General features: G+C 62.8%; 19 protein-coding genes and 1 pseudogene. 6 read left to right on the top strand and 14 right to left on the bottom strand.

Features of this window, described 5'->3' with window-relative positions:
- Both Q0Y42_RS05420 and Q0Y42_RS05425 read left to right on the top strand, forming a co-directional pair.
- Window positions 1-713: pseudogene (locus Q0Y42_RS05420) on the top strand (MFS transporter); the annotation flags it as partial.
- An 18-nt stretch (window positions 714-731) separates the two neighbouring features.
- Window positions 732-1853 carry an HlyD family secretion protein gene (locus Q0Y42_RS05425; protein ID WP_297800999.1) on the top strand — a complete coding sequence of 374 codons (1122 nt, stop codon included), beginning with the start codon at window positions 732-734 and terminating at the stop codon, window positions 1851-1853.
- Between the two features lie 43 nt (window positions 1854-1896).
- Here the strand turns inward: Q0Y42_RS05425 and Q0Y42_RS05430 are convergent, their stop codons facing one another.
- On the bottom strand, window positions 1897-3039 hold the full coding sequence (locus tag Q0Y42_RS05430; protein ID WP_297801001.1) for a CoA transferase: 1143 nt from the start codon (window positions 3037-3039) through the stop codon (window positions 1897-1899).
- 106 nt (window positions 3040-3145) lie between these two features.
- On the opposite strand from Q0Y42_RS05430, the gene Q0Y42_RS05435 reads away from it, so the two are divergent.
- Window positions 3146-4072 (top strand): hydroxymethylglutaryl-CoA lyase, encoded by a 927-nt coding sequence (locus Q0Y42_RS05435; protein ID WP_297801003.1) that lies wholly within the window; start codon window positions 3146-3148, stop codon window positions 4070-4072.
- Between the two features lie 394 nt (window positions 4073-4466).
- Here the strand turns inward: Q0Y42_RS05435 and leuD are convergent, their stop codons facing one another.
- Together leuD and leuC are read right to left on the bottom strand one after the other, a co-directional pair.
- Window positions 4467-5090, bottom strand: a complete 624-nt coding sequence (gene leuD, locus Q0Y42_RS05440) for a 3-isopropylmalate dehydratase small subunit (RefSeq protein ID WP_297801005.1) — start codon at window positions 5088-5090, stop codon at window positions 4467-4469.
- An 11-nt stretch (window positions 5091-5101) separates the two neighbouring features.
- Complete coding sequence (leuC, locus tag Q0Y42_RS05445) at window positions 5102-6514, bottom strand: 3-isopropylmalate dehydratase large subunit (protein ID WP_297801007.1); 1413 nt, start codon at window positions 6512-6514, stop codon at window positions 5102-5104.
- 68 nt (window positions 6515-6582) lie between these two features.
- Here leuC and Q0Y42_RS05450 point away from each other — a divergent pair, with 68 nt between their 5' ends.
- Window positions 6583-7368 (top strand): GntR family transcriptional regulator, encoded by a 786-nt coding sequence (locus Q0Y42_RS05450; RefSeq protein WP_292051351.1) that lies wholly within the window; start codon window positions 6583-6585, stop codon window positions 7366-7368.
- Between the two features lie 149 nt (window positions 7369-7517).
- A complete protein-coding gene (locus tag Q0Y42_RS05455) occupies window positions 7518-8219 on the top strand; it encodes an isochorismatase family protein (protein WP_297801009.1) in 702 nt (233 codons plus the stop codon).
- Between the two features lie 97 nt (window positions 8220-8316).
- Here the strand turns inward: Q0Y42_RS05455 and Q0Y42_RS05460 are convergent, their stop codons facing one another.
- The 5 genes from Q0Y42_RS05460 to Q0Y42_RS05480 all read right to left on the bottom strand — a co-directional run bounded on the left by Q0Y42_RS05460 (window position 8317) and on the right by Q0Y42_RS05480 (window position 14255).
- Complete coding sequence (locus Q0Y42_RS05460; protein ID WP_297801011.1) at window positions 8317-9228, bottom strand: polysaccharide deacetylase family protein; 912 nt, start codon at window positions 9226-9228, stop codon at window positions 8317-8319.
- Between the two features lie 2 nt (window positions 9229-9230).
- Window positions 9231-10178: a polysaccharide deacetylase family protein gene (locus tag Q0Y42_RS05465; protein ID WP_297801013.1), complete on the bottom strand. Its 948-nt coding sequence runs from the start codon at window positions 10176-10178 to the stop codon at window positions 9231-9233.
- A 98-nt stretch (window positions 10179-10276) separates the two neighbouring features.
- A complete protein-coding gene (locus Q0Y42_RS05470; RefSeq protein WP_297801015.1) occupies window positions 10277-11671 on the bottom strand; it encodes an FAD-dependent oxidoreductase in 1395 nt (464 codons plus the stop codon).
- 199 nt (window positions 11672-11870) lie between these two features.
- Window positions 11871-13049, bottom strand: coding sequence for a serine hydrolase (locus tag Q0Y42_RS05475; RefSeq protein WP_297801017.1), 1179 nt, complete (start codon window positions 13047-13049; stop codon window positions 11871-11873).
- Window positions 13050-13142: 93 nt separating this feature from the next.
- A complete protein-coding gene (locus Q0Y42_RS05480; protein ID WP_297801020.1) occupies window positions 13143-14255 on the bottom strand; it encodes a serine hydrolase in 1113 nt (370 codons plus the stop codon).
- A gap of 304 nt (window positions 14256-14559) precedes the next feature.
- Here Q0Y42_RS05480 and Q0Y42_RS05485 point away from each other — a divergent pair, with 304 nt between their 5' ends.
- Window positions 14560-15303 (top strand): alpha/beta fold hydrolase, encoded by a 744-nt coding sequence (locus Q0Y42_RS05485; protein ID WP_297801022.1) that lies wholly within the window; start codon window positions 14560-14562, stop codon window positions 15301-15303.
- Between the two features lie 64 nt (window positions 15304-15367).
- On the opposite strand, the gene Q0Y42_RS05490 is transcribed toward Q0Y42_RS05485, so the two are convergent.
- The 6 genes from Q0Y42_RS05490 to Q0Y42_RS05515 form a co-directional block, all read right to left on the bottom strand.
- Window positions 15368-17851 carry a TonB-dependent receptor gene (locus Q0Y42_RS05490; protein WP_297801024.1) on the bottom strand — a complete coding sequence of 828 codons (2484 nt, stop codon included), beginning with the start codon at window positions 17849-17851 and terminating at the stop codon, window positions 15368-15370.
- A gap of 123 nt (window positions 17852-17974) precedes the next feature.
- Window positions 17975-19417, bottom strand: a complete 1443-nt coding sequence (locus tag Q0Y42_RS05495) for a glycoside-pentoside-hexuronide (GPH):cation symporter (protein ID WP_297801026.1) — start codon at window positions 19415-19417, stop codon at window positions 17975-17977.
- Window positions 19418-19485: 68 nt separating this feature from the next.
- The gene (locus Q0Y42_RS05500; RefSeq protein WP_297801029.1) at window positions 19486-19773 is read right to left on the bottom strand and encodes a hypothetical protein; all 288 of its coding nucleotides are present in this window, start codon (window positions 19771-19773) and stop codon (window positions 19486-19488) included.
- A gap of 5 nt (window positions 19774-19778) precedes the next feature.
- On the bottom strand, window positions 19779-20825 hold the full coding sequence (locus tag Q0Y42_RS05505; protein WP_297801031.1) for a class I SAM-dependent methyltransferase: 1047 nt from the start codon (window positions 20823-20825) through the stop codon (window positions 19779-19781).
- 100 nt (window positions 20826-20925) lie between these two features.
- Window positions 20926-22128 (bottom strand): MFS transporter, encoded by a 1203-nt coding sequence (locus Q0Y42_RS05510; RefSeq protein ID WP_297801033.1) that lies wholly within the window; start codon window positions 22126-22128, stop codon window positions 20926-20928.
- A 96-nt stretch (window positions 22129-22224) separates the two neighbouring features.
- Window positions 22225-23049, bottom strand: coding sequence for a helix-turn-helix domain-containing protein (locus Q0Y42_RS05515; protein ID WP_297801035.1), 825 nt, complete (start codon window positions 23047-23049; stop codon window positions 22225-22227).
- Window positions 23050-23109: the final 60 nt, after the last annotated feature.

Below are 23109 nucleotides of genomic sequence, written 5' to 3' on the forward strand. Positions count from 1 at the left end.
CCCCCGGCCTCTCCGGTGCCCTGCTTGCTCTCGGGCTCTGCCTGGGCTGGTTGGAGACCCCTTGGGTGGGCTGGGCACTGGCCACGGCTTGCGGTGTGGTGTTCAGCGCCCTGACCATCAATCCGACCATGCTGCACAAGCCGATTGCCCTGTCGCTGGGCCTGATGGCCATCGGAGCCTTTATGGACTCGCGCCTGACGACCCAGTCCTATCCGGCCCAGCTGTTCTTCAGCCAGTCGCTGCTGGCCTTTGCCTCGGGCATGTTTTTGGGGCCGGCCATGATTTCCGGCATCGTTCAGGTGTTCCAGAAGGGCACCCACAACCTTGTCAGCTTCATCGTGCTGTTTGCCCTGTCGAACAATATCGCGGGGCTGGCCGGACAGTCCTTTGTCCTGACGCTTCAGGCCGTGCGTACCCGCTATCACCAGATCCATCTGGCCGAGGGCATGCTGGCGGGCAATCCAAACATCGAGCTTCGCCTCAAACAGCTGTCGGCAGCCTATGGCAGCGTCATCGGCGACAGCAGTGTCCGCACCGCCGAGGGCTATGCCCTGCTGCAACAGCAGATCAACCAGCAGGCCAATATCCTGGCCTACAACGACGCCTTTTTCGTCGTGGCCCTCATCGCCGCCGCCGGCTGCATCTGGACCACCATCCACCATTTCCGCACCCGACCGCCCGCGACACCGCCTGCGCCGCCCGCGCGGTCCTGATCGTCCGCCGAGAACCTCATGACTGACACGCCCCCCACCAACGATCAGCCCCAAGCCGCACCACCCGCACCGCCTGCGGCCACCCCTGCGCCGCCCACGATCAATGTGCCGCCGCGCAAGCGCATCCTGTTCGCCGTCGTCATGGCTGCGCTGGCGCTTGTAGGCATCGCGCTGATCATGAAGGCGTGGGCCTTGCCGCCGTTCAACAATGGCGTCCAGCACACCGACAACGCCTATGTACGCGGTCAGGTGACCACCATCGCACCGCAGGTGTCGGGGGCCGTGACGCAGGTTCTGGTGCAGGACTTCCAGACGGTGAAGGAAGGCGATCTTCTGGCCACCATCGACGACCGCATCTACGTCCAGAAGCTGGAACAGGCCAAGGCCGACCTGCACGCCGCCGAGGCCCAGCTGGCCAACTCGGCCCAGTCCCAGAACTCCGCCCGCGGCGGCGTGGCCCAGAGCCGCGCCAGCATCGCCAGCGCACAGGCCAATGTCACCAAGGCGCGCGCCGACCATGACCGCGCCCGTCGCCTGTTCGAAGGCGGTTGGGTCTCGCAGGCACAGGTTGATGTAACCCGCACTGCGCTGCAGGCCGCAGAGGCGCAATTGGCCGCCGCCCGCGCCAGCGAGGGCATCGCCGAGACGGGCGTGACCTCGGCCGTCGTCAATCGCGGCACGTTGGAAGCGGCCGTCGAAAGCGCCCGCGCCAAGGTGCATCTGGCCGAGATCGATCTGGCCAACACCCGTATTCTGGCCCCGCGTTCGGGCCGTCTGGGTGAGATCACCGTCCGCGTCGGCCAGCAGGTCCAGACCGGCAGCCAGCTGATGGCCCTTGTCCCGACCGATCTGTGGGTGGTCGCCAACTTCAAAGAAAACCAGATGCGCAACATCACCATCGGCCAAAAGGTCGAACTGGCAGTGGATGCGCTGGGCGGCCAGACCCTGACCGGCAAGGTCGAGGTCATCTCGCCTGCCACGGGTTCCGAGTTCGCGGTCATCCGGCCCGACAATGCCACCGGCAATTTCACCAAGGTGGCCCAGCGCGTTCCGGTGAAGATCAGCATCGATCCGGACCAGCCGCTGGTCCAGCGCCTGCGCCCCGGCCTTTCGGTCACGGCGCGGGTCAGCACCCGATAAGAGAAAGGCCCGATCATCCGATCGGGCCTTTTGCTTTTTGAGATCAACCCTTGGCCAGTTCGGCCAGAACCTCGTCCTGATGCTCGCCCGACTTGGGGGCGGCGGCGGGTTCGTTAAAGCGGCGGCCATCCATTTCAATCGGCAGGGACGGCAGGCGAACCACCTCGTCGTTCGGCATGGTCACGTCGACCAGACCGCCCGTGTTCAGGTGGGGGTCGTCGAACAGGTCCTCCGGTCGGGCAATCGGCGCGAACGGCAGACCGCTGGGCGACAGCATGTCGATCAGTTCCTCGCGGGTGTATTGGCCCACCACCTCGCGCACGACGGGCAGGATCTGGTCACGCGCCGCCACGCGGGCATTGTTGAGCGCATAGGCCTCGTTTGCCTTCAGCTCCGTCAGGCTGAACAGGTCACAGAACACCAGCCACAGCTTGTCGGTGACCACGCCGATGAACACGCCTTCGCCGTCCTTGGTCTGGAAGACGTCATAGATGGACCAGGCCGAGATACGCTCCGGCATCGGACGTGCGGCGGTTCCGGTGACAGCCTTCTGCGCCATGTGCTGGCCGACGAGGAAGGCGGTCGTTTCGTAAAGGGCGCTCTTGACCAGCTGGCCACGGCCCGTGCGGCGGCGCTCTTCCAGCGCGGCCAGAATACCGATCACGCCGAACATGCCGCCCGTCACGTCGATGACCGAAGCCCCTGCCCGCAACGGACGCCCCGCCGGACCCGTCATATAGGCCAGACCGCCCATCATCTGGGCCACTTCGTCCAGCGCCGTGCGCTGTTCATACGGCCCCGGCAGGAAGCCTTTTTCCGAGCAGTAGATCAGGCCCGGATTGACCTCGGACAGTTCTTCATAGGACAGCCCCAGACGGTCCAGCGCCCCCGCACGGAAGTTCTCGATGATGACGTCCGCGCCCGCGCACAAAGCCTTGGCCGTGGCCAGACCGTCCTCGGACTTCATGTCCAGACGGATGGAGCGTTTGTTGCGGTTGTACATGACGAAATAGCCCGCGCCCGACCCTTTCAGGTCGCGGGTCGCGTCGCCATTGGCGGGCTCGACCTTGATCACATCGGCACCCAGATCGGCGAGGATCACACCCGCCGCCGGCCCCATGACCATGTGGGTGAACTCGATGACCTTGAGTCCCGCGAGCGGACCTTGGCGAACGGCTTCTTTCATGACGCTTAACCCCTCAAAGCATCGGCCCGATGGGCCATAACTGTCCTAGACCGACAGCGATAAACGATCTAATGATATAATAATAGATCATTTGAGGGAGTAAGTGGTGGGGACCCCCATTCTTGTCAGCGAAGTCGGCCCGCGCGACGGTCTGCAAAGCATCAAATCCATCCTGCCGACCGAGCAGAAGAAGCGCTGGATCGACCTGCAGGTCGCGGCAGGCTTCAAGGAAATCGAGGTCGGCTCGTTCGTGCCTGCGCACATCCTGCCGCAACTGGCCGACACCGCCGAGATCGTCGAATACGCCCGCCAGATCGAGGGTTTGACGGTCGCGGTTCTGGTGCCGAACGTGAAGGGGGCCGAGGCCGCCATCGCCGCGGGCGCACACAAAATCTCCCTGCCCCTGTCGTGCAGCGAGACGCACAGCCTGAAGAACGTGCGCCGCACCCACGAACAGATGATCGAGGCGGCCACCACCATAGCCGAACTGATCAAGGCCCAGCCCGAAGGCAATCGTCCGCATTTCGAGGGTGCCCTATCGACCGCCTTTGGCTGCACCATCGAAGGCGAGGTGCCGGAAGCCAAGGTGGTCGAATTGGCCGAGCGTCTGATGAAGGCGGGCTGTGACGAGGTGGGCCTGTCGGACACCTCCGGCTATGCCCATCCGGTTCAGGTGAAGCAGCTGATCAAGGCCGTCCGCGCTGCCGTGGGCGACGAGAACCTGACGGGCCTGCACCTGCACAACACGCGCGGGCTGGGCCTCGCCAATGCCATGGCGGGTCTGGAGCTGGGCATCACCACGCTGGACTCCTCGCTAGGCGGCGTCGGCGGCTGCCCCTTCGCACCGGGGGCCAGCGGCAACATCGTCACCGAAGACCTCGTCTTCATGCTGGAAGCCATGGGCTACGACACCGGCGTCGACATCGAAAAAATGATCGAACTGCGCAGAGAAGTCGCCGCCATGCTGCCGGATGAAGAGTTCTACGGCTTCCTGTCAGAGGCTGGCCCGCCCAAGGGCTGGCGTGGGTTCTAAAACGCCAAAGGGGGCCAGATCGGCCCCCTTTTTTTCTGCCCGCTATTGCATCGCGCATAAGCTTTACCATATCGCCGATATTCAACAATTGACATAGGTGAAAATTGGCAACTTACATAGCTCGCATCGTACTGCACGACGCTAACATTGGGCACTATACTGAGCTACATGAGTCGATGGCTCTGAAACTCAGGGCCAAGCGCACCATCACATCCGGAAAGGGTGTTGAGTATGATCTCCCAGACGGCGAATACTACATCAAAACAAGCAAAGAACGCAGTGATCTGTGCAACGAGATCTACCAAGTCGCTGATGCAATCCGCTCTAAGCCGTGTGTTCTAGTTACGGAATCAAATGGCTCTTCATTCCGATTGAAAAAAGTGCCTGGTGACTCCTAAAGGTACACCCACGGCCTCTGCCCCTGATCGCCTGCGATGAAGGCGTCGATGGCTTCCTTGTGGAGCAGGGTCAGGTCCACGGCATCGTAGCCGTTGAGCAGGGCGATGCGGTCTTCTTCGTTATTGAGGGTGAAGCCGTATTCGCTGCCGTCGGGGGCCGTGACTTTTTGGGCTTCCAGATCGACGGTGACCTTGGCGTTGGCGGGGTCGGCTTCGACCTGTGCGGCGATCGTGGCGACCACATCGGCGGGCAGGATGACGGGGCACAGGCCGTTGCGGACGCAGTTGTTGTAGAAAATCGGGTTGAAGCTGGGGGCGACCACAGCGCGGAAGCCGTATTCGTGCAGCGCCCAGACGGCGTGTTCACGGCTGGAGCCGCAGCCGACATTTTCACCCGCCAGCAGGATGCCGACACCCGCATATTCCGGCTGGTTCAACACGAAGTCGGGCTTGGGGTCGCGCCCGCCCACGACGGTATAGCGCCAGCCCGCGAACAGGCCGTCTTTCAGCCCCGTCTTGGAGACGGACTTCATCTCGCGCGAGGGGATGATGATGTCGGTGTCGATATTGGCCCGCACCAGAGGGGCGGCCACGGCGGTCATGCGAACGAAAGCTTCCATGATCTTTATCCTTATGCGGCCAGTTTGCGCGGATCGGCGAGGCAGCCCGCAATGGCGGACGCGGCCACCACTTCGGGGCTGGCGATGTGGGTGCGGGTTTCCGGTCCCTGACGGCTCTCGAAATTGCGGTTGGTCGAGGAGACGACGCGCTCTTTCGGGCCAAAGCTTTCACCACCGGCGAAGAAGCACATGGCGCAGCCCGGCTCGCGCCATTCAAAGCCCGCTTCGATAAAGACCTTGTCCAGCCCTTCCGCTTCCGCCGCTTCCTTCACCAGACCCGAACCCGGAACGCAGATGGCGCGCACGCCGTCGGCCACCTTCCGCCCCTTCAGGATGGCGGCGGCGCGGCGCAGGTCCGACAGGCGGCTGTTGGTGCAGGAGCCGATAAAGGCCGAGCCGATCTTCAGGCCCTCGACCGGCTGGCCCGGCGTCACGTCCATATAGGTGACGGCGCGCTGGTGGATTTCGGCACTGGCCTCGTCGGCGTGCGGCACGATGCCGTCGATGCTGATGGCCTGTTGCGGGCTGGTGCCCCAGGTGATCATCGGGCCGACTTCCGATGCGTCCAGCACGATCTCCTTGTCGAAGGTCGCGCCGTCATCGGTTTTCAGCGTGCGCCAATAGGCGACAGCCTGATCCCACAACTCGCCCTTGGGCGCATAGGGGCGGCCTGCCAGATAGGCGAAGGTCTTTTCATCGGGGGCGATGATGGTGCTGAAACAGCCCAGTTCCGCACCCATATTGCACAGCGTCAGGCGGGCCTCGATCTCCAGCGCCTCGATGGCCGTGCCAGCGAACTCGACGATATGGCCCTGACCACCGCGCGAGCCGTGACGCGCCAGAAGGGTCAGGGCCAAGTCCTTGGCGGTCACGCCCGTACCCAGCACGCCGTTGACGGTGATCCGCATGGTCTTGGGACGGTTGATACGCAGGGTGCGGGTGGCCAGCGCATGCTCGGCCTCGGTCGAGCCAATGCCCCAAGCCAGAGCGCCCATTGCGCCTTGGGTGCAGGTATGGCTGTCGGGACAGACCACCGTCAGGCCCGGCAGGACGATGCCCTGTTCGGGTGAGACGACGTGAACGATGCCCTGACGCTTGTCGCCGATGTCGAAAATGGTGATGCCCTCGGCGCGGGCCGCCTCGCGGGTCTGGACGATGAACTCGCGGCCACCGGGCATGCGCGTGTCGTCATTGCGGCCCACATGGGTATCGACGATGTGGTCCATCGTGCCGAACACGCGGGCCGGATCGGCCACCTGACGGCCAGCCGCCCGCAGGCTCTTGAGCGCGATGCCGCCCGTGCGTTCATGCAGGAAGACGCGGTCGATGGCGATCAGCCCTGCGCCTGCGTCACTCATCTGGATCAGGTGCTGCGCCCAGAGTTTGTCGAAGAGGCTGCTGGGTGCCGCATTAGGCGTTGTCATACACAATGTCCTTGAAGCAATAAGGTCCGGTGCCGCGCGGCACCTTGATTGGATCGGGGAGAAGAGTTTTGAGCGAAGAGGCGATCTGGCCGTTTCCGGTCCCGCTGCACCTCGATCCGGCGCTGCCGACGCCGCTCTATCACCAGATGTATCTGGCCATCCGCGCCCAGATCCGGTCGGGCGACATCCCGCCCGGTTCCATGCTGCCGGGCGAGCTGCATCTGGCGAAAATTTTCAATGTCTCGCGCATTACGGTGAAGCGTGCGCTGAGCGAACTGGCCGACGACGGGCTGCTGGACCGCCAGCGCGGGCGCGGCACCGTGGTCACCAGCGCCGTCCCCTCGCCCGTAGTCAAAGGCGCGTTCGACAATCTGGTCGAGAGCCTGACGCTGATGGGTCTGGAAACCCAGATCGAGCTGCTGGAAGCCGACACCGTCAGCGCCGAGGGGGCCATCGCCGACCAGTTGGAACTGGAGGCAGGCACGCCCGTGCAGCGCTCCATCCGCCGCCGCAAACTTCAGGGCGAGCCGTTTTCCTATCTGGTGAACCACATCCCCGCCGACATCGCCGCCAACTGGAGCCGCGATGATCTGGCGGGCACCTCCATGCTGGTGCTGCTGGAGCGGGCGGGTTTCAAACCCGTCGATGCCGACCAGTGGATCATGGCCGTGGCCGCCGAACCCGCCGTCGCCGCCGCACTGGATGTCGAGGTCGGTACGCCCCTGCTGAAGGTGGCGCGGGTCATGCGCGATGCCAGCGGGCGCGTCGTCCAGCTGATCCACTCGCACTACCGTTCGGACCGTTTCCAGTACCACGTCACCACCCGCGAACGCCGGCCCCTCGCCGACGACTGAAACCGCGATCTATCGGCAGAAAACTTTGCGACCGACCGCAGTTCGTTCTTGCAATCCTGCCACAAGCCAAATGATATATGAATAGATCATTTTGATCTTGCGGCCGCCTCTGAGGGGAGGCTTGGCCGGATTGTTAACGGAGGGCTTTGATGACGTCTGACCTGTATTTCGAACCGACCATGGTTCGGGAAAACCGCACCGCGCGCGAGATCTATGAAAGCATCAAGGCCAACCCGACCCGCGCCCGTTTCGGCTTTGGCAACAAGCTGGCCGTGCTGAACATCGACTTCCAGCAGGCCTATACCCGCCCCGACCTGTTCCCCGTCTCGGCCTATGTGACGGACCCAGACCAGATCAAATGGGTGAACCGCATCTCGGAACTGGCCCGCAGCGCCAACATGCCGGTGGCGTGGTCGCACGTGGCCTATAAGGCCGACGGCGGTGACGCTGGCGTCTGGGGCACCCGCACCAATACGCCCGACAGCCTGCAGAACATCAAATACGGCTCGGAGCGCCACGCCTTTGATCCGCGCTGCGATATTAAGGAAGACATCGACCTTGTGTACACCAAGCGCATGCCCAGCATGTTCTTCGAGACGCCGCTGCGCTCCTATCTGCAATGGCATGGCGTGGACACGGTGATCGTGACGGGCGGCTCGACCTCGGGCTGTGTGCGCGCGACGGCGGTGGATGCCCTGTCCTACGGCTTCCGCACCATCGTTCCCGAGCAGTGCGTGGCCGACAAACACGAGAGCTATCACTTCGCCAACCTGACCGACCTGCTGCTGAAATATGCCGATGTGGTCGATGCGCAGGAAGTCGTGGACTGGCTGACCGCCCGTCAGGGCTGATCGGGTCCCGCTCCATCAAAAAACCCCGACCGGAACGATCCGGTCGGGGTTTTTCTTTATCGCCCCGGTTGGGAGGGCGGGACGATCGGGGAGAGCCTTATTTGGCCGCGTCGGCGATCTCGGACGCCGTGGCCGACCACACCTCGGCGTCACCGCCGATGGTGTTCAGGATGCGGCGCACCGCATGGGCGCGGAACGGCAGGCCCGAGACATAGGGCGTCAGGGTGAAACCGATGGAGCGGCCACCGAAGCGGTCCTTCTCGGACTTCAGATAGTCCACCGCTTCCAGCACCTGATTGGCCCAGCTGTCTTCGGACTGGCGCTTGTCGATCAGCAGGTTGCGGTCGTCGATCTCGTTGGACAGCGGCACGGCCTGCACCACGCCCGCAGGCGTCGTCATCTCGACCGGCACATCATCCTGTTCCCAGTCGAGGCAGATGTCGAAGCCATGGCTGCGGATGATTTCCAGCGTGTTGAACGACTGTTGACGGGCGGGGCTCATCCACACGCGCGGCTTCAGGCCGGCGGCGTCAAAGCGGGCGCGGACCTCGGCCACCCATGCCTCTTCGGTCTCGCGTTCCAGCGCGCCGAAATGGATGTGGTCGGTCGACAGGCCATAGGCGGCGATCTCGTGGCCGTCGGCGATGATGGCATCCACCAGCGGCTTCAGGCGCTCCAGCTGGTTGGCGTTGACGGGGAAGGTCGCCTTCACGCCCGCCGCCTTCAGCGCCTTTAGGATACGGAACACGCCGACGCGGTTGCCATAGTCGCGCGTCGTATAGTGGCGCAGGTCCGGATAGGGCGTGACCATGGCGCCGGGGTGTTTGAACGGCTTGCCCGACGGGGTCAGGGTGTGGTGCTCGATCGGCACCACGACCATGGCCGCCACGGCCTGACCGTTCGGCCAGTTCACCTTGGGCCGCTCGGCCTGCTGGCGCCAGCCGTACAGCGACTGGTCCATGCCATAGGCGCGCTTGGGATAGGTCAGATAGGATTCAGGCAGGCTCATTTTTACGCACCCTCCCCGCTAAAGCCCGTGCCGCCGGTGGCCAGACCGCGACGCTCGATGTCGGCCTTGGTCTGGTCCCAGTAGGTCTCGCGGTAATAGCCTGCGATCTCGGCGGCGGTTGTGATCCACACATCGTCCGAATGGCTGGTGATGTGTTTAAGCGCTTCCTCGAACGGACGCACACGGTGGCTCTGGCTGACCAGATAGGCGTGCAGCGGGATGCACATGACCGTGCCGCTGTCCTCGCCCTCTTCCAGCAGCTGGTCGAAGTGGCGCTTCAGGATGTCGGCATAGCGCCACGGGTCCATCGACTGTGCGCCATAGGTGATGACGTCGTTCACTTCCAGCGAATACGGCATCGACATCAGCTTGCCGGACTTGGTCTTCACCGGCTGGGGCTGGTCGTCCTGGAACAGGTCGCAGGTGTACCAGAAGTCCATGTCCGCGATCAGGTCCAGCGTGCGCTCGGTGTGCGTCAGGGCCGGAGCCAGATACCCACGGATGCGCTGGCCGGTCGCCTTCTGGATGGTGTCGATCGAGTCCTGGATCATGGCGCGTTCCTGCGCCTCGTCCATGCCGTAGGAGTAACGGGTGTTGTAGATGCCGTGCGAGAAGAACTCCCAGTTCCGCTCCACGCAGGCCTCGATGATCTCGGGGTGGTGGTCGATCAGGGCCGTCGACAGCGAGATCGAGCCGCGCATGTTGTGGCGGTCCAGCATCTCCATCAAACGCCAGTGCCCCACGCGGTTGCCCCAGTCGCGCTGCGAGTAACCCACGACGTCGGGCGACGGCTTGGGCCAGCCCGCGCGCTTGTCATTCTTGGGCGGGTCGAACTCGTAGTATTCGATGTTCGGCGCGATCCAGAAGGCCAGCTTCTTGCCGCCCGGCCACACGACCTTGGGACGGTCCTGATACGGCCAGTAATCGTAAAGGTTGGGATCCGCGTGCACGTTGCCCCTCCGCAACTCACTAAATGGTATATTTATATATCAATTGATGTTCGCCGACTGGCAAGCACCTTTTCGCCTGCCACAGCCCTGAACTTGCCTTAGACCTGCACCTGTTTGGCGGCGGCCCGTCCGGCCAGCTTGCCCAATGTGGTCGCCGTCAGAAGGCCGTGGCCCGCCAGATATCCAGCTGGACCGGAGCCGGACACGCCACGCGCCGCGCCGCCGCCTGCAAACAGGTTCGGGAATACGCCGCCGTCCTTGCGCTTCACGCGAGCCTCGGCGTCGATATCCAGACCGCCCTGCGTGTGGAACAGGGCACCGACCACCTTGGCCGTGCGATAGGGCGCAACCAGCGGCGGCTTGCCGGTAAAGTCGCGGCCGAACTCGTCCTCGATCTCGCCACGGGTGGCGGCGGCGGCCTTCTCGACCGTCTCGCGCAGGGCCTCGACGGGGGTGGAGGTGATGGCCGCCAGTTCCTCGATGGAGTGGGCCGTCTGCACCGCGCCCGCTTCCAGCGCGTCGCGGTAATCCTCGAACTTCATCATCAGTTCGTGCAGGCGCTCATCAAGGATCGACCACGCATAGCCACCCGGTTGGGCGTTCACCTTGGCCGCCTGTTCGGAATAGCCCTTGGTCTCGTCCGAGAAACGCTTGCCCTCGGCATTGACCTGATAGCCGCCTTCCATGATCAGCGGCCACAGGATCGGCACACCATAGCCTGCGGCAAGACCGCCGTGGCCCTGATAGCCGTCCATGTCGGCCAGCGCCGCGCCCAGTTCCTCGCCCCACAGGACGGCCTCGCCCTGATTGCCGGGGTGGCCGTGATAGGGGATGTTGTTGATCTCGGGGATGTAGCGGCGCACGAGGTCCGGATTGGCCCCGAAGCCGCAGCAGGCGAGGATCAGCGTCTCGCAGCCAATATCCTCGTGCGAGCCGTCGGGACGCTCGATCCGCACACCGACCACGCGGTCGCCCTCGCCCACGAACAGATGGCGCACGGTCGCCTCGGTCAGGATGCTGACGCCCGCATTCGACGCCCCTGCCTCCAGCGCCGCCTGAAGTTCCGCGCCCGAACGCTTGGGCGTGGCAAACATCCGCATGCGGCTGTGGCCCGGATAGATGTAGTCGTCGATCAGGATGAAGGGCACGCCGTGGCTGTCGCGCAGCCATGCGATGGTCTCGGCGCTCTCGGTGGCCAGAAGGCGGGCAAGGTCCACATCCACGCGCCCTTCCGTCTTCTTGATCATGTCCTGAACGAACAGTTCGGGATTGTCGTCGATGCCGACAGCGGCCTGTTCGGGCGAGCCCGGCGCGGGGATCATGCCGGTGGACATGCTGGTCGAACCCAGCGGGGTCGGATCACGCTCCAGCACCAGCACCTCGGCACCGCCATCCGCCGCCGCCATCGCCGCCGTCAACCCACAGGCCCCCGCCCCGACGACCACCACCGGGATCACATAATCAAACTCAGGCACGTCACGCAGGATGGTCATGGGGAGAAGGGCTCCAAAAACTGCACAGTGGAGCCGGTCCCAGCCAAGCCCCTGAAATCTCGGGTCAACCTTGCCAAAGCGCGTCGTCGGATTCCGCTGCCGCAAGTTGAATCTCCGCCCTGTGACCACGCACCTTTGCAGAAAAGAAAAAAGCCCGCCCCAACTGTGGGACGGGCTCCGACTGGCGGTCAGTTTCGGACTATTGGGACAGTCCGTCGTAAATCAGATTGGGCAGGATCGAGTTGTCCCACTCCGGCGAGCGCGGAGGCGTTCCGCCCATACGCAGTACAATCGTATTCTCCTCGGGCATCACATAGACGACCTGATTGGAGTTGCCGTCGAACAGGTAGATGTCCTTGGCCTTATAGGGCTGGCTGTGCAGCACGCCGCCCGGAACATTGGGGCCGCCAAAGCCGCGCCGTTCGGTGTATTCGCCGCCGATCCAAAGGCCGAGACCGTAATAGGGGTTGGCCTTGGTGGGGGTACGCATCTGGGAGACATATCCTTCCGGCAGAAGGCGCTGTCCTTCCCAGACGCCGTCCTGATGGATCAGGATGGCCATCCGCATCCAGCTTTCCGCAGGCAACAGGATGCAGCACCCCGAGTGTGCCGTGCCCCCCGGACGATTGACCCAGATGTCGCCGCCCTTGGCTTCGATGGGCTTCAACACCTCGGTCGATACAAAGTCGCCATAGCGGACGCCGGTCGCGCGCTCGATAACCACCGCCACCAGATCAGCCGTGGCGTTATTGTAATTATAGCTGGTGCCCGGCGCGTGGGTCAGCGGATATTCGGCAACGATGATCTCGTCATGGCGCGGGTGCAGATAGGTCCGCGACCAGATGTTGGACGGCTCGCTTGACTGGTTCTGGGCCAAAAAGCCTGCCGTCATATCCAGCAAATGGCGGACCAGAATGCCCTCGCGCTTGGAGCCCTTCCATTCCGGAATGAAGTCGGCGACGGGCTGATCCAGCGAGGTGATCTTGCCCAATGCGATCGCGCGGCCAATGGCCAGGGATGACAGAGGCTTGGCCATGGAGCGCGAGATAATGCCCGTGTCGGCATCCGCACCGTTGAAATAGCTGGCCCGCTCCAGCGCGCCGTCTTTCCAGACGAGGAAGGCTTGGGAGTTGTTGGCTGCGGCATAGGCCTCGGCAGCATCCAGCGCAGAAGTGCTGATGGTGGCGCTCTCGCGCACCGGCAGGCGGCTGTTTACGCCGGGGACCGCTTCCAGCGTGTCGTAGGAATCGCGCGGCGCGCCGAGATTGTCCTGAAAGCGACGCAGATAGACGGCTTCGTCATCCCATTGGGTCTGGGCGCAGGCCCCCGTCGAAACCATGGCCCCCAGCATCGCCAGTGACAGCGCGTGTAGACGCATCGAAAATCCCCTTCCCTCAAAAGTCGGAAGTCAGATTAGCCAGCCCGCAAGCCCTGCCGCCCACAGGGATCCAAATGTTCGCGTGACGGATGGTCATCCCAATCCGAGCTGCTGGATAATGTGATTGGGCAGGGCGGAATCTTCCCATTCCCACGAGGCTTGGCCCATGCGGATAATCACCAGACCCGCACCGCGCGACACATAGGCGCGCTGACCGCCCGCACCGTCCCACACCAGCATATCGTCCAGCCTATAGGGCTGAAGAACAGGAACCGACGGACCAGCCGGATCGCCATAATGACGTCGCGGTGCCCACGCCTGTCCTCTCCACACATGCAGACCATAGGGGGCGTGGGGCGAGGCTTGCGCCATCTGGTCCAGCCATTGCGGCGGCACGATATCATCGCGCAAGAATACCGACGCCAGCCCCAGCCAGTCACGCGCACGCGCATCGAGTCCCGCAAAGAAACGCGGATAGCCGTTGGCGCTTTCCAGCTCCAACCTTGAGCGCCCCAGCCCCAACGGTTGCCACAGCCAGTCCTGCAGAGCGGCGGGATAGGTGGTGCCCGATCGCTCCAGCGCTCGCGACACGGCGATGCCCAGTATCTGGCTGTTCACATTGGCATAGCGAAAGCTTGCGCCCGGCGTGTCGGCCAAAGGTGTTTCCAGCGCCGTCGCGGTGGCGTGAGGTCCTGAGACCATGGCCATGGCCTGCGGTTCTTGTCGCGCCAGCGAATACAGATGTAGTCCGCTACGCATCTCCATGAGATGGCGCAGGGTGATTTCTCCTCGCGGGTCCGACTGCCATTCGTCGATGTAGCGCCCCACCGGAGCATCGAGATCGGACACCAAGCCCTTGCTGATGGCCAATCCCGTCATCAAACCCAGCACGGTCTTGGCCATGGAGAAACCGGGCAGAAGAGACGAACTGTCGGTGCCGTCCCCATAGTGTTCCAGCAACAGCTTGCCGTCGTGCCAGACCAGTAGCGCCTTGTGTCCCGTCAGGGCGGACAGGCGCACCGCTTCCTCAATCGCTTCCGCAGAAAAACGGTTTTCCGCGACGAGGGCGCGATCAAACCCATAGCCGCCATCCAGCCACACCTCGGCAGAGGTGCTGGACGCATTGGCTGTCAGCGGTGGAAGCGCCGCGGCGCTGGCCAGCCCGCCGATAATCAGGCGGCGCGATGGATTTACGGATCGGTGCATCATAATGTCGATGGAAGGTCATGCCGCAGTCTTTGCCCCGACTTATTTGGACCTTGGCCGCCTGATGGATAGGCGACGGTACATACGACCAACCCGTCGCATCCTGCGCCAGACTCCCTTCCATCCAAGGGAGGCATGAATGGATCGCCGAAGTTTTCTGATTTCCACCGCCGCATTGGCGACATTGACCGGATGGACGCGGACCGCCGTGTCGGTCGGCCATCTGTATGTGACTCACCCTAATGGCCGCCCCCTGAATCTGCGGCTGCTCCTCCCAGCGCGTGACACTGGTACAGCGCTGCCCGTGATCCTGTTTTCGCACGGAGCGAACTCCGCCGCCCATCTCTATGACGAGGTCCTGCGACCGCTCGCGGAATGGGGCGCGTTGGTGATCGCCGTCGACCATCTGGATGCAGGGGGCACGCCGCCGCCCGACCGACTGCCCGCTGAAGGGCTGTTCCAAAGCCGGATCGATGATCTGAAGCTGCCATTGGAGAAGCGAGAGCTGATCGACGCCTATTGCGCCGCGCGGGGTCATCACGTGGACTGGTCCCGAGTCTGCGCCATGGGCCATTCATTCGGCGGTGCGGTCGCCCAAGGACTGGCCGGTGCGACCATGATCTATGGGCCGAACCAAGCCGCCAAGGCGCGCAGGGTCGCAGCTGTCTCGGCGCTGATCACCCTGTCACCACCCGGACCGAGGGCCGGACTGGTACCTGAGGATGCATGGAAGACCGTAGACGTGCCATCGGTCGCAGTCACAGGCACAAGGGACATCCTGCCGGGCTTTATCGACGACTGGCGAACGCACGTCGCGGGCATGGAACACGGCGCAGAGAACAATCGATGGCGTGTGGTTGGCGAGGGTGTCGACCACTACTTCGGTGGCCTGATCTGCCGGTTGAAATCAGGACAGGAAGCCGCCCAACAACGCTCTGCCATGATGCAGACTGTCGATCTTCTGAAGCAGTTTCTGGAGGCGTGGGTGGGGGGCCAAGAGCTGCCCACACCACCGCAGTTCAGCTTGCTGGATATACAACGCTATTGAGGCTCAGCAAAAAGCCCCTGCCGCGAGAGCGACAGGGGCCATTTCTTCAAGCCGGATCAGTTGATTAGAAGCTGGCCTTCAGGGTCACGCCGACGGTCCGACGCTCGCCGAGGAAGGGCACATAGCCTGCCGAGCGACCGCCACCGACGCCGATCGTGAAGATGGCGTTCGAGACGTATTGCTCGTCAAACAGGTTCTTCGCCCAGATCTGCGCCGTATAGCGACCAGCGGTCAGGCCAGCGCGGACGTTGATCAGGGTACGGGCCGGAGCCCATGCCAGGCTGAACTCGTCAACATACTGCTTGGAGCGATAGTCGGCGTCACCGCGAACGTACCAGTCCCAACCGTTCGACAGGGTATCGGAGTATTCCACACCCAGTTGGGCTTCGACTGCCGGGCTGCGTTCCAGCTGGTTGCCACCGATGCCGGTGCCTTGAGCTGCCGTCGGGCAGACCACGCCGTCACAGTTTTGCGAGTTGGCGAAACGGAACGAGACCGAGTCGTCGGTGTAGGTCGCATTGCTGTACGACACGCCGTAGTCGACGCGGATGTTGTTGGTCGGCATCCACTGACCTTCAACCTCGATACCCTTCACCTCGACGCCACCGACGTTCGACATCAGCGACGGCGACGGCAGGCCCGGAGCCACGCCGGTGTCGTGGCGGGCAGCGGTGATCTGCAGGTTCGACCAGTCGACGTAGAACAGCGAGACGTTCAGACGCAGGGTACGGTCGAAAAAGTCGTTCTTCGAGCCGATTTCGTAGGTCCAGTTTTCTTCCGGCTCATACGACTGCTGGGCAATGTTCATACCGTTCGGGCAGGTCAGCGCCGTCGGCGACGGCGGGCACTGCGAGGCGAAGAAGAACGGTCCACCGTTGAAACCACCGGCCTTCACGCCCTTACCGATCGAGGTATAGAGCACGTTGTTGTCCGACAGCTTGTAGTCTGCGGTCAGACGCGGGGTGAAGTAGGTGAACTCGCGCTCTTGATAGTAGCCGCGGTCGTTGTTGCGGTTCGCAGCGCTGGCGCGGAAGTCATTCAGACCTTGGGTTTCTTCGGTGTAACGGCCTTCCAGCGCGACCTTGAAGCGGTCGGTGACATTGTATTCCGCCGCAGCGAAATAGCTGATGCCTTCTTCGGTACGCAGCAGGTCGGTGAACTGCGACAGAACAACCATGTCGTTCATCGTGTTCTTCAGACCGACTTCGGTGCGGGCCTGTTCAGCGGTCTCGACTTCCCACATGTTGATACCAGCGCTCAGGCGCAGGCGGTCAAAGCCGGTGTAGACGAAGCGCAGGTCGTGTTGCTTGCCTTCCAGATAGCCGATCGGCTGGGAGTCCGTGGAGACCATGTTGACATAGCCGCCGTACAGCGCCTGATCTGCCGGGCTCATGGCAGCAAATGCAGCGTCGTCCAGCGTCGGGTGTTCCGGGTCATAACCGCCACCACCGCGCGACGAGACGTCGCCGAAGGTGTTGCTGTACTGGTAGGACACCGTCAGGTCGTCGGTCGCATAAAACTCGACGTTGGCGATCTTCACCTCGGCCATGCCGCGTGCGCCGTACTGACGCGGATCGACAACCAGACCTTCCTGACGGCTGGTGCCCGGAACCACGACCGGCGAGGTCGGCAGCACGCCGCACCACAGACGGTTTTCCGCACCGGTCGAAGCACCGATGTTCGGCAGCGACGAGCAGTTCAGCGAGTTCACCGTGCTGGTCGGCGACGAGGTACCCAGCACATAGTTCGGCTGGGTTTCGTTATCCATCTCGTTGCGGAGATAGGTCAGGCCGATGCTGATACGGTCATGCGGGGTGAACTTCAGCTTGGCCAGCCATGCGTCCTTGTTGTAACCGCCAAGGTTGCCGCGGGTGTTGGCACCGGCTGCGTTGGCCAGCGAGTGGTTGTTTTCCCACGTACCGTCAAACTCGCCGTGACCGTAGGCCAGCAAACCGCTCAGCTTGCCTTCGATCAGCGGGCCATCGACGCTGAAACCATAGTCCAGACGCTCGTCGCTGCCGACGGTGGTCGAGATATTGCCCGACCAGACATCGCCCGGCTCTTTCAGCACATAGTTCACAACACCCGAGAAGGCGTTACGGCCATAGGTCGCCGACTGCGGGCCCTTGATGACCTCGACGCGCTCCATCGACACCAGCGAGGCGTCCAGCATGTAGGAGCGTTGCAGATAGGCACCGTCCAGGAAGGTGGCGACGTTCTGGACCGGGTTGGTCAGGCGGGTTTGGGTCATCCCGCGCATGGTCGGGGCACCCAGACCCCCCGAGTAGTTCTCGTACGAGAAGCCGACGACCTGGGCGGCGACGTCTTCCAGACCTTCGACCGACTTGCGCTCCATGGCCTCGGCGCTCAGAGCGCTAACAGCAACCGGAGCATCCTGTGCACGTTCGGCGACCTTACGTGCGGTCACCACGATTTCATCAAGACGCGATACTTCTTCTTGCGAACCGGCATCCTGCGCCAGAGCAACGGTGGACACACTGCAAAGCAGTGCCGCCAGACCAACAGAAAACTGAGTTACCTTAGACATCGGCAGATCTTCCCCTTCTCGCCGCCTTACAGGAGCGAGATGAACATTGATCCGACCACCGCTGTTATTATTTGGCAGTTATTATCGGTGGTCGGATATTATTTTTCGGATTTTTGAAGTGGCCTATTCGACCAGCTTGGTATTGGCGCGAGCTTCGGCCAATTTCGCTTCGTTCAGGTTGTAAACGGACAACAAGATCACAGCGATGATGGCGCATCCCGTCGGGATGTAGCTGACGCCCAGCAGCGAGGCCTGACGCACGGCATCATAGTTTTCAGCCGTCACACGGGCAGCCTTGTCGAAACCGGCGATGCTGAGTGCGGCACCGACAGCTGCCGGACCGAGCGCATAGCCGAACTTTTCAACGAAGCTATAGAAGGCGGCATACAGGCCTTCGCGACGCATACCCGTACGGTGGGCATCCAGCTCCATCGCATCGTTCAGCATGGACATGCCGAACATCACGTTGGCCGAGAAGGCGACACCCATGATGATACCGCGCAGCACCAGGAAGTAGATCGGCTCGTCCGGCGTCGCCAAAATCCACGACATCGAGCCAATAGCGGTGGCAATGGCGCCAATCAGATAGCCCGCGCGCTTGCCGATCTTCTTGGACAGACGCGCAAGGAACGGCGTCAGAAAGATAGCAACGATCATGCTGGGCAGACCGATCAACGGCATCTGTGCCGGGCTGCGACCCAGCACCCCGATCACGAGGAAGAAGGTCGCCGCACCCGCCGATGCAATACCGATCAGCTGGACACCCTTAACACCCAGGATAAGCAGGGCCGGAACGTTCGACAGGAAGCTGGAAGCCTGAAGCTTCCACGGCAGAACGGTCTTCGACTTGACCTGGAACTTTGCATTACGCGTACCGCGCCATGCGATCAGCATGCTGACCAGAACGAGGAAGCCGTAGAGCACGCCCAGAACGCCATAGTCGAAAGCGTCGTTGATCGTGCGGCCGTCGGCACCCTTCTCACCCAGCCATGCCAGAATGAGGCCCGAGCCCAGACCCGCAACCGCACCACCGGCCGAGGCGAACATCACACGCCAGCCCTGAAGGTCAGAGCGCTCGTGATAGTTGTCGGTCATCTCCGGTGCCATCGCCATATACGGCACGTTGAAGGTCGAATAACCGGTCGTGTAGAAGATGTGGACGGTCAGGACATAGGCCCAGACCCAGATGGTGTCGCCGCGGAACGGAACGGTGAACACCAGCACCAGCGTTACCGCCGACAGCAGTGCACCCCACAACAGGAAGGGACGACGACGGCCCTGAGGTGACTGCAAGCGGTCGCTCATCCAGCCGGCGATAGGGTCGGAAAAGGCGTCGTACAGCTTGCTGATCATCAGCAGCAGACCGGCAATCCAGCCGGAGATGCCGACGATGGTCGTCAGGTAATAAAGGATCAGGCCCGACACACTGTTGGTGAGAATGGCAACGCCAAACGCACCCGTGGCCCAACTGAATTTGATACCAAGCGGTAGCCGCCCTGTATTGTCTGTCGCCGCAGGCGCAGATGGGGCAGCAACGGCGCCACCATCCAGGGTTTCGCTAGACATAATAAACGCTTCTCTTTGTGAGATAGTAAAACGGCAGGACCACGCGGGCCCTGCCGATCAGTGTCAGGTCAGTCACCGACGCGCAGGGCGCGCATGACATTGGTCAGGATCGCATCGCATCGCGCGTCGATCTTGGCCTGGGTTTCTGCCGACGGCTGGTGATCGTCGATGCCGCTGACATCGATGCCCTTGGACTGGAGGATTTCTTCCAGAACCAGCACGCGGTCGGTGATGACGTGGATTTCGCGGGCCAGCATGATGATGGCCTCGCCCAGATCATCGATCTGGTCCACGGTAAGAATGCGACGGCCGACGGGTTCGGAGATCGGACGTTCTTTGATTTGTACTTGGGTCATATCGCTTACGCAGGCTTACGGGCACGCAGGATGAACGGGTATTTGCGCGGCTCGAACGTGTAGGTTTCCACGTCCACGAAACCGACTTCCTCGGCGGCGGCCTTCACATCCATGGTGGCCGAGGCACGCCAGTAAGGCTCGCCGCCCCACTTCGCGGCCCAGTCGGCCTTCCAGGCTTCCATCTTGTCGAGATCGGAATAGCGCGGCACGTCGCTGGCGATCAGGTCACCGCCCGGCTCAAGCAGACGGAAGGCTTCTTCCAGCCACTGACGGATGATGCGCGGCGGCAGCTCGTGCAGCAGGATGTAGGAGGCGACCAGATCGAAGCTTTCGGCGTCAAAGCCGGTGTCTTCCATCGGGCGCACAAACAGCTTCCACGCATAGCCCTTGGCGTTGGCCGTACGGCGGGCATGCTCCAGCATGCGCGGCGACAGGTCGATGCCCCAAATCTCAGCGTCCGGATAGGTTTCCTGCAGAGCCTGGGTGAAGTGGCCCGAGGCCGCACCGCAATCCAGAATGCGCTTGTAGCTGTCCTTGGGAGCCTGCTGGGCGGCCAGACGGCGCTGGGCAAAGATATCGCCCGGGAAGCTCTTGGCCACCAGACGCTTGTGGACCAGTTCACCGTGGACGAAGCCGTTGAAGTCGTTGGCGTCCCAGCCACCGGTCGTGCGGTGGAACCAGACCTTGCTCCAGTACGAGGGCGGCTCGAAACCTTCGTTATAGTCGAGCGTGGCCGGACCGTCGTCCAGCGCCGTCAGCTTGGGCGCAACGACGTCGCGGATTTCTTCGAAAGCGTCCTGGCAGGCCTGACCGTGGTTCTTGGCGTGCCACTCCCCCCAGAGTTGGGACACCTTGAAAGCCTTGGAGTCGGCCATTTCCTTTTCGACCAGAGCATGGCGTTCATCCATGTCATCCGGCAGGGTCTCGGCCGTGATGCCCTTGGCGGCCATCTCCGCATCGGTCGCGCGCGATGCTGCGAAGCTGGCACGCGAAGCAATGGCCTGAAAGTCTACGAGGGCACGCCCCCTCTGGCGCAGATTAAAGTCAATCATTACTCCCGCCTCCTCCTAATTTCCCAGATTTCGAACTTCACTTGAGCCGAGGCGAGAGAACAGGGCTATCGCGTCGGTTTCTCGCAGCGTGGATAGTGGATCACCCATTCGTGACAGCACTGGCGTGGATTATCCGCTTGCGGAGTAATCCAAGACCCAGAAGAGCAGCGCCCAGAACCATGACACCGCCCAGTACGAAGGGGGCCTGCGGGGCGATCAGCGCATAGACGCCGCCTGCCACGAGCGGTCCCAGTATCCGGGCGCCGGCGGCTGCCGCCATGTTCGCCCCCATCAACTGTCCGGCAGTGCCGTCTGCCGCTTCACGCGACAGCAGGGAGGCCGCGGTCGGCATGGCGAGCGACAGGCCCAGCGAGGCCAGAGCGATGAGAGCAGTCATGGCCAGACCGCTGGGCGGCGCGGCCTGAAGGAAGAGCGCAAGCGCCGTAAGCACCAGACCCGTGATCAGCACCTTGTGGTCGCCAAAGCGGCGGACGGCACGCGCGGTCACCAACATCTGGACAGCCGCGCCCGCACAACCAGCGACCGCAAAGGCCGTGCCCAGTTCGCGAGGCTGCCAGTTGAAGCGCAACTCGGTCCACAGGCCAAAGACGGATTCGACACCCGCAAACGCCCCCATCACCGCAACGCCAATCAGGATCAGACCCAGTGCCGTGGGGGAAATGCGGAAGGCCGCCCCCTTGGTCTTGGCCTTTGCCGCGCCTTCGGTCTTTGCCGGACGGACCAGTGTCGCGATGAGCGCCAGGCTGAGGGCACTGAAACCCGCGGCCAGAAGGAAGCAGATACGGAAACCGGCCAGCCCCTGCTCCGGAGCGGCCAACAAACCACCCACAGCCGGACCGATGACAAAGCCGACGCTGGCACAGGCACTGATAATGGCCAATCGCCCCGTCAGCTTGTCCTTCTCGGAAAGGTCGATAACGAGCGCCTGCACCACGCCGGTGCTGCCCGCCGCGACCCCACAGATCACCCGCGCCAGCAGGCAGGCCTCATAGGTTGGTGCATAGGCCATGCCCAGATAGCCCACGACACCCAGCCCCAAGGTCATCAACAGAACCGGCTTGCGGCCGATCTTGTCGGACATCCGGCCCCAGACCGCCTCACCTATCGCTTGGCCGACCGAGAACAGGGCAAAGATCAGACCGACCTGCCAAGGCTGGATATCAAAGGCGCGGGCATAGGATGGCAACAGCGGGATCGCCATGCCGAAACCGATCGCCCCGATGGCGACGGTCATGAACAACGCAAACAGCGTCAGAAATTGGCGAGACGATGCAGCAGTCATCGAACAGTGCGCTCCAGAAATGAAGCGACCATCCAACATGCACCGAACGCGGTGGATAGCACCCGTGACGGCGCTATCCGCTGCGTGGTCAAGCCATTAAACGGCGCGCCGCAACTTCGCCTCTGGCAGGTCGTCGGAGGCGGTGGAGGAGAGGCTGCGGCTGATTTCGGCGGCGCAGCGTTTGACCTCGTCGCCGTAGCGGCGCAGGGCGTCTTCGGACTTGTAGGCGACCGAGAAGTAGACGAGGTCGATGGCCCCGACGACACGGCCGTTGGCGAAGACCGGAGCGCCGATGGAGGAGGTTTTGCCCGGTGTCAGGCTGAAACGGTTGCGGCCGCGTTGGGCCACGCCCTGCTCGCGGATTTCCTCGAGCATCACGTCCGACTGGATCAGCAGATAGGTATGCGGATCGATGGGGGTCTCGCCCGCCATTTCGATGGCTTCGAAGATCTCGGCGCGCTCGCATTCACCGGCAAAAGCCAGATAGGCGCGGCCACCGGCGGTCTCGAGCAGGGAGAAGGTGTGGCCCGGATAGTGGCGGTCCAGTACCTGTGACGTCAGGGCGTCGGTACAGTCGCGCACCATCATCTCGCCGCCATAACGGGTGGACAGCAGCACCGGCCAGCGGGTCAGGGCCGTCAGTTGTTCCAGATGCGGACGGGCCAGTGCCACCAGTTCGCTGTGCTCCTGAAAGCCAGCGGACAGGGCGCGGACGAAGGCGGTCGGGCGATAGCGTTTTCGGGCGGGTTCGCGCTCGATCAGTTCCTCATGCATGAGGGTCTGAACCAGACGGCATGCGGTCGGATAAGGCACAGCCGCCACGCGAGCGATCTCTGCCATCGACATTGAACCTTGACGGTTAATGGCACGCAACACAGCCAAACTACGGCTTACCGAGCGGATTGGAACGCCCTTTTCCATCACTCTACCCCGACTGAACAACGCGAACTCAACTTCGCCGAACAAGGTTGACTGTTCTTT

Source organism: uncultured Brevundimonas sp. (assembly GCF_947305955.1).
Lineage (GTDB): Bacteria > Pseudomonadota > Alphaproteobacteria > Caulobacterales > Caulobacteraceae > Brevundimonas.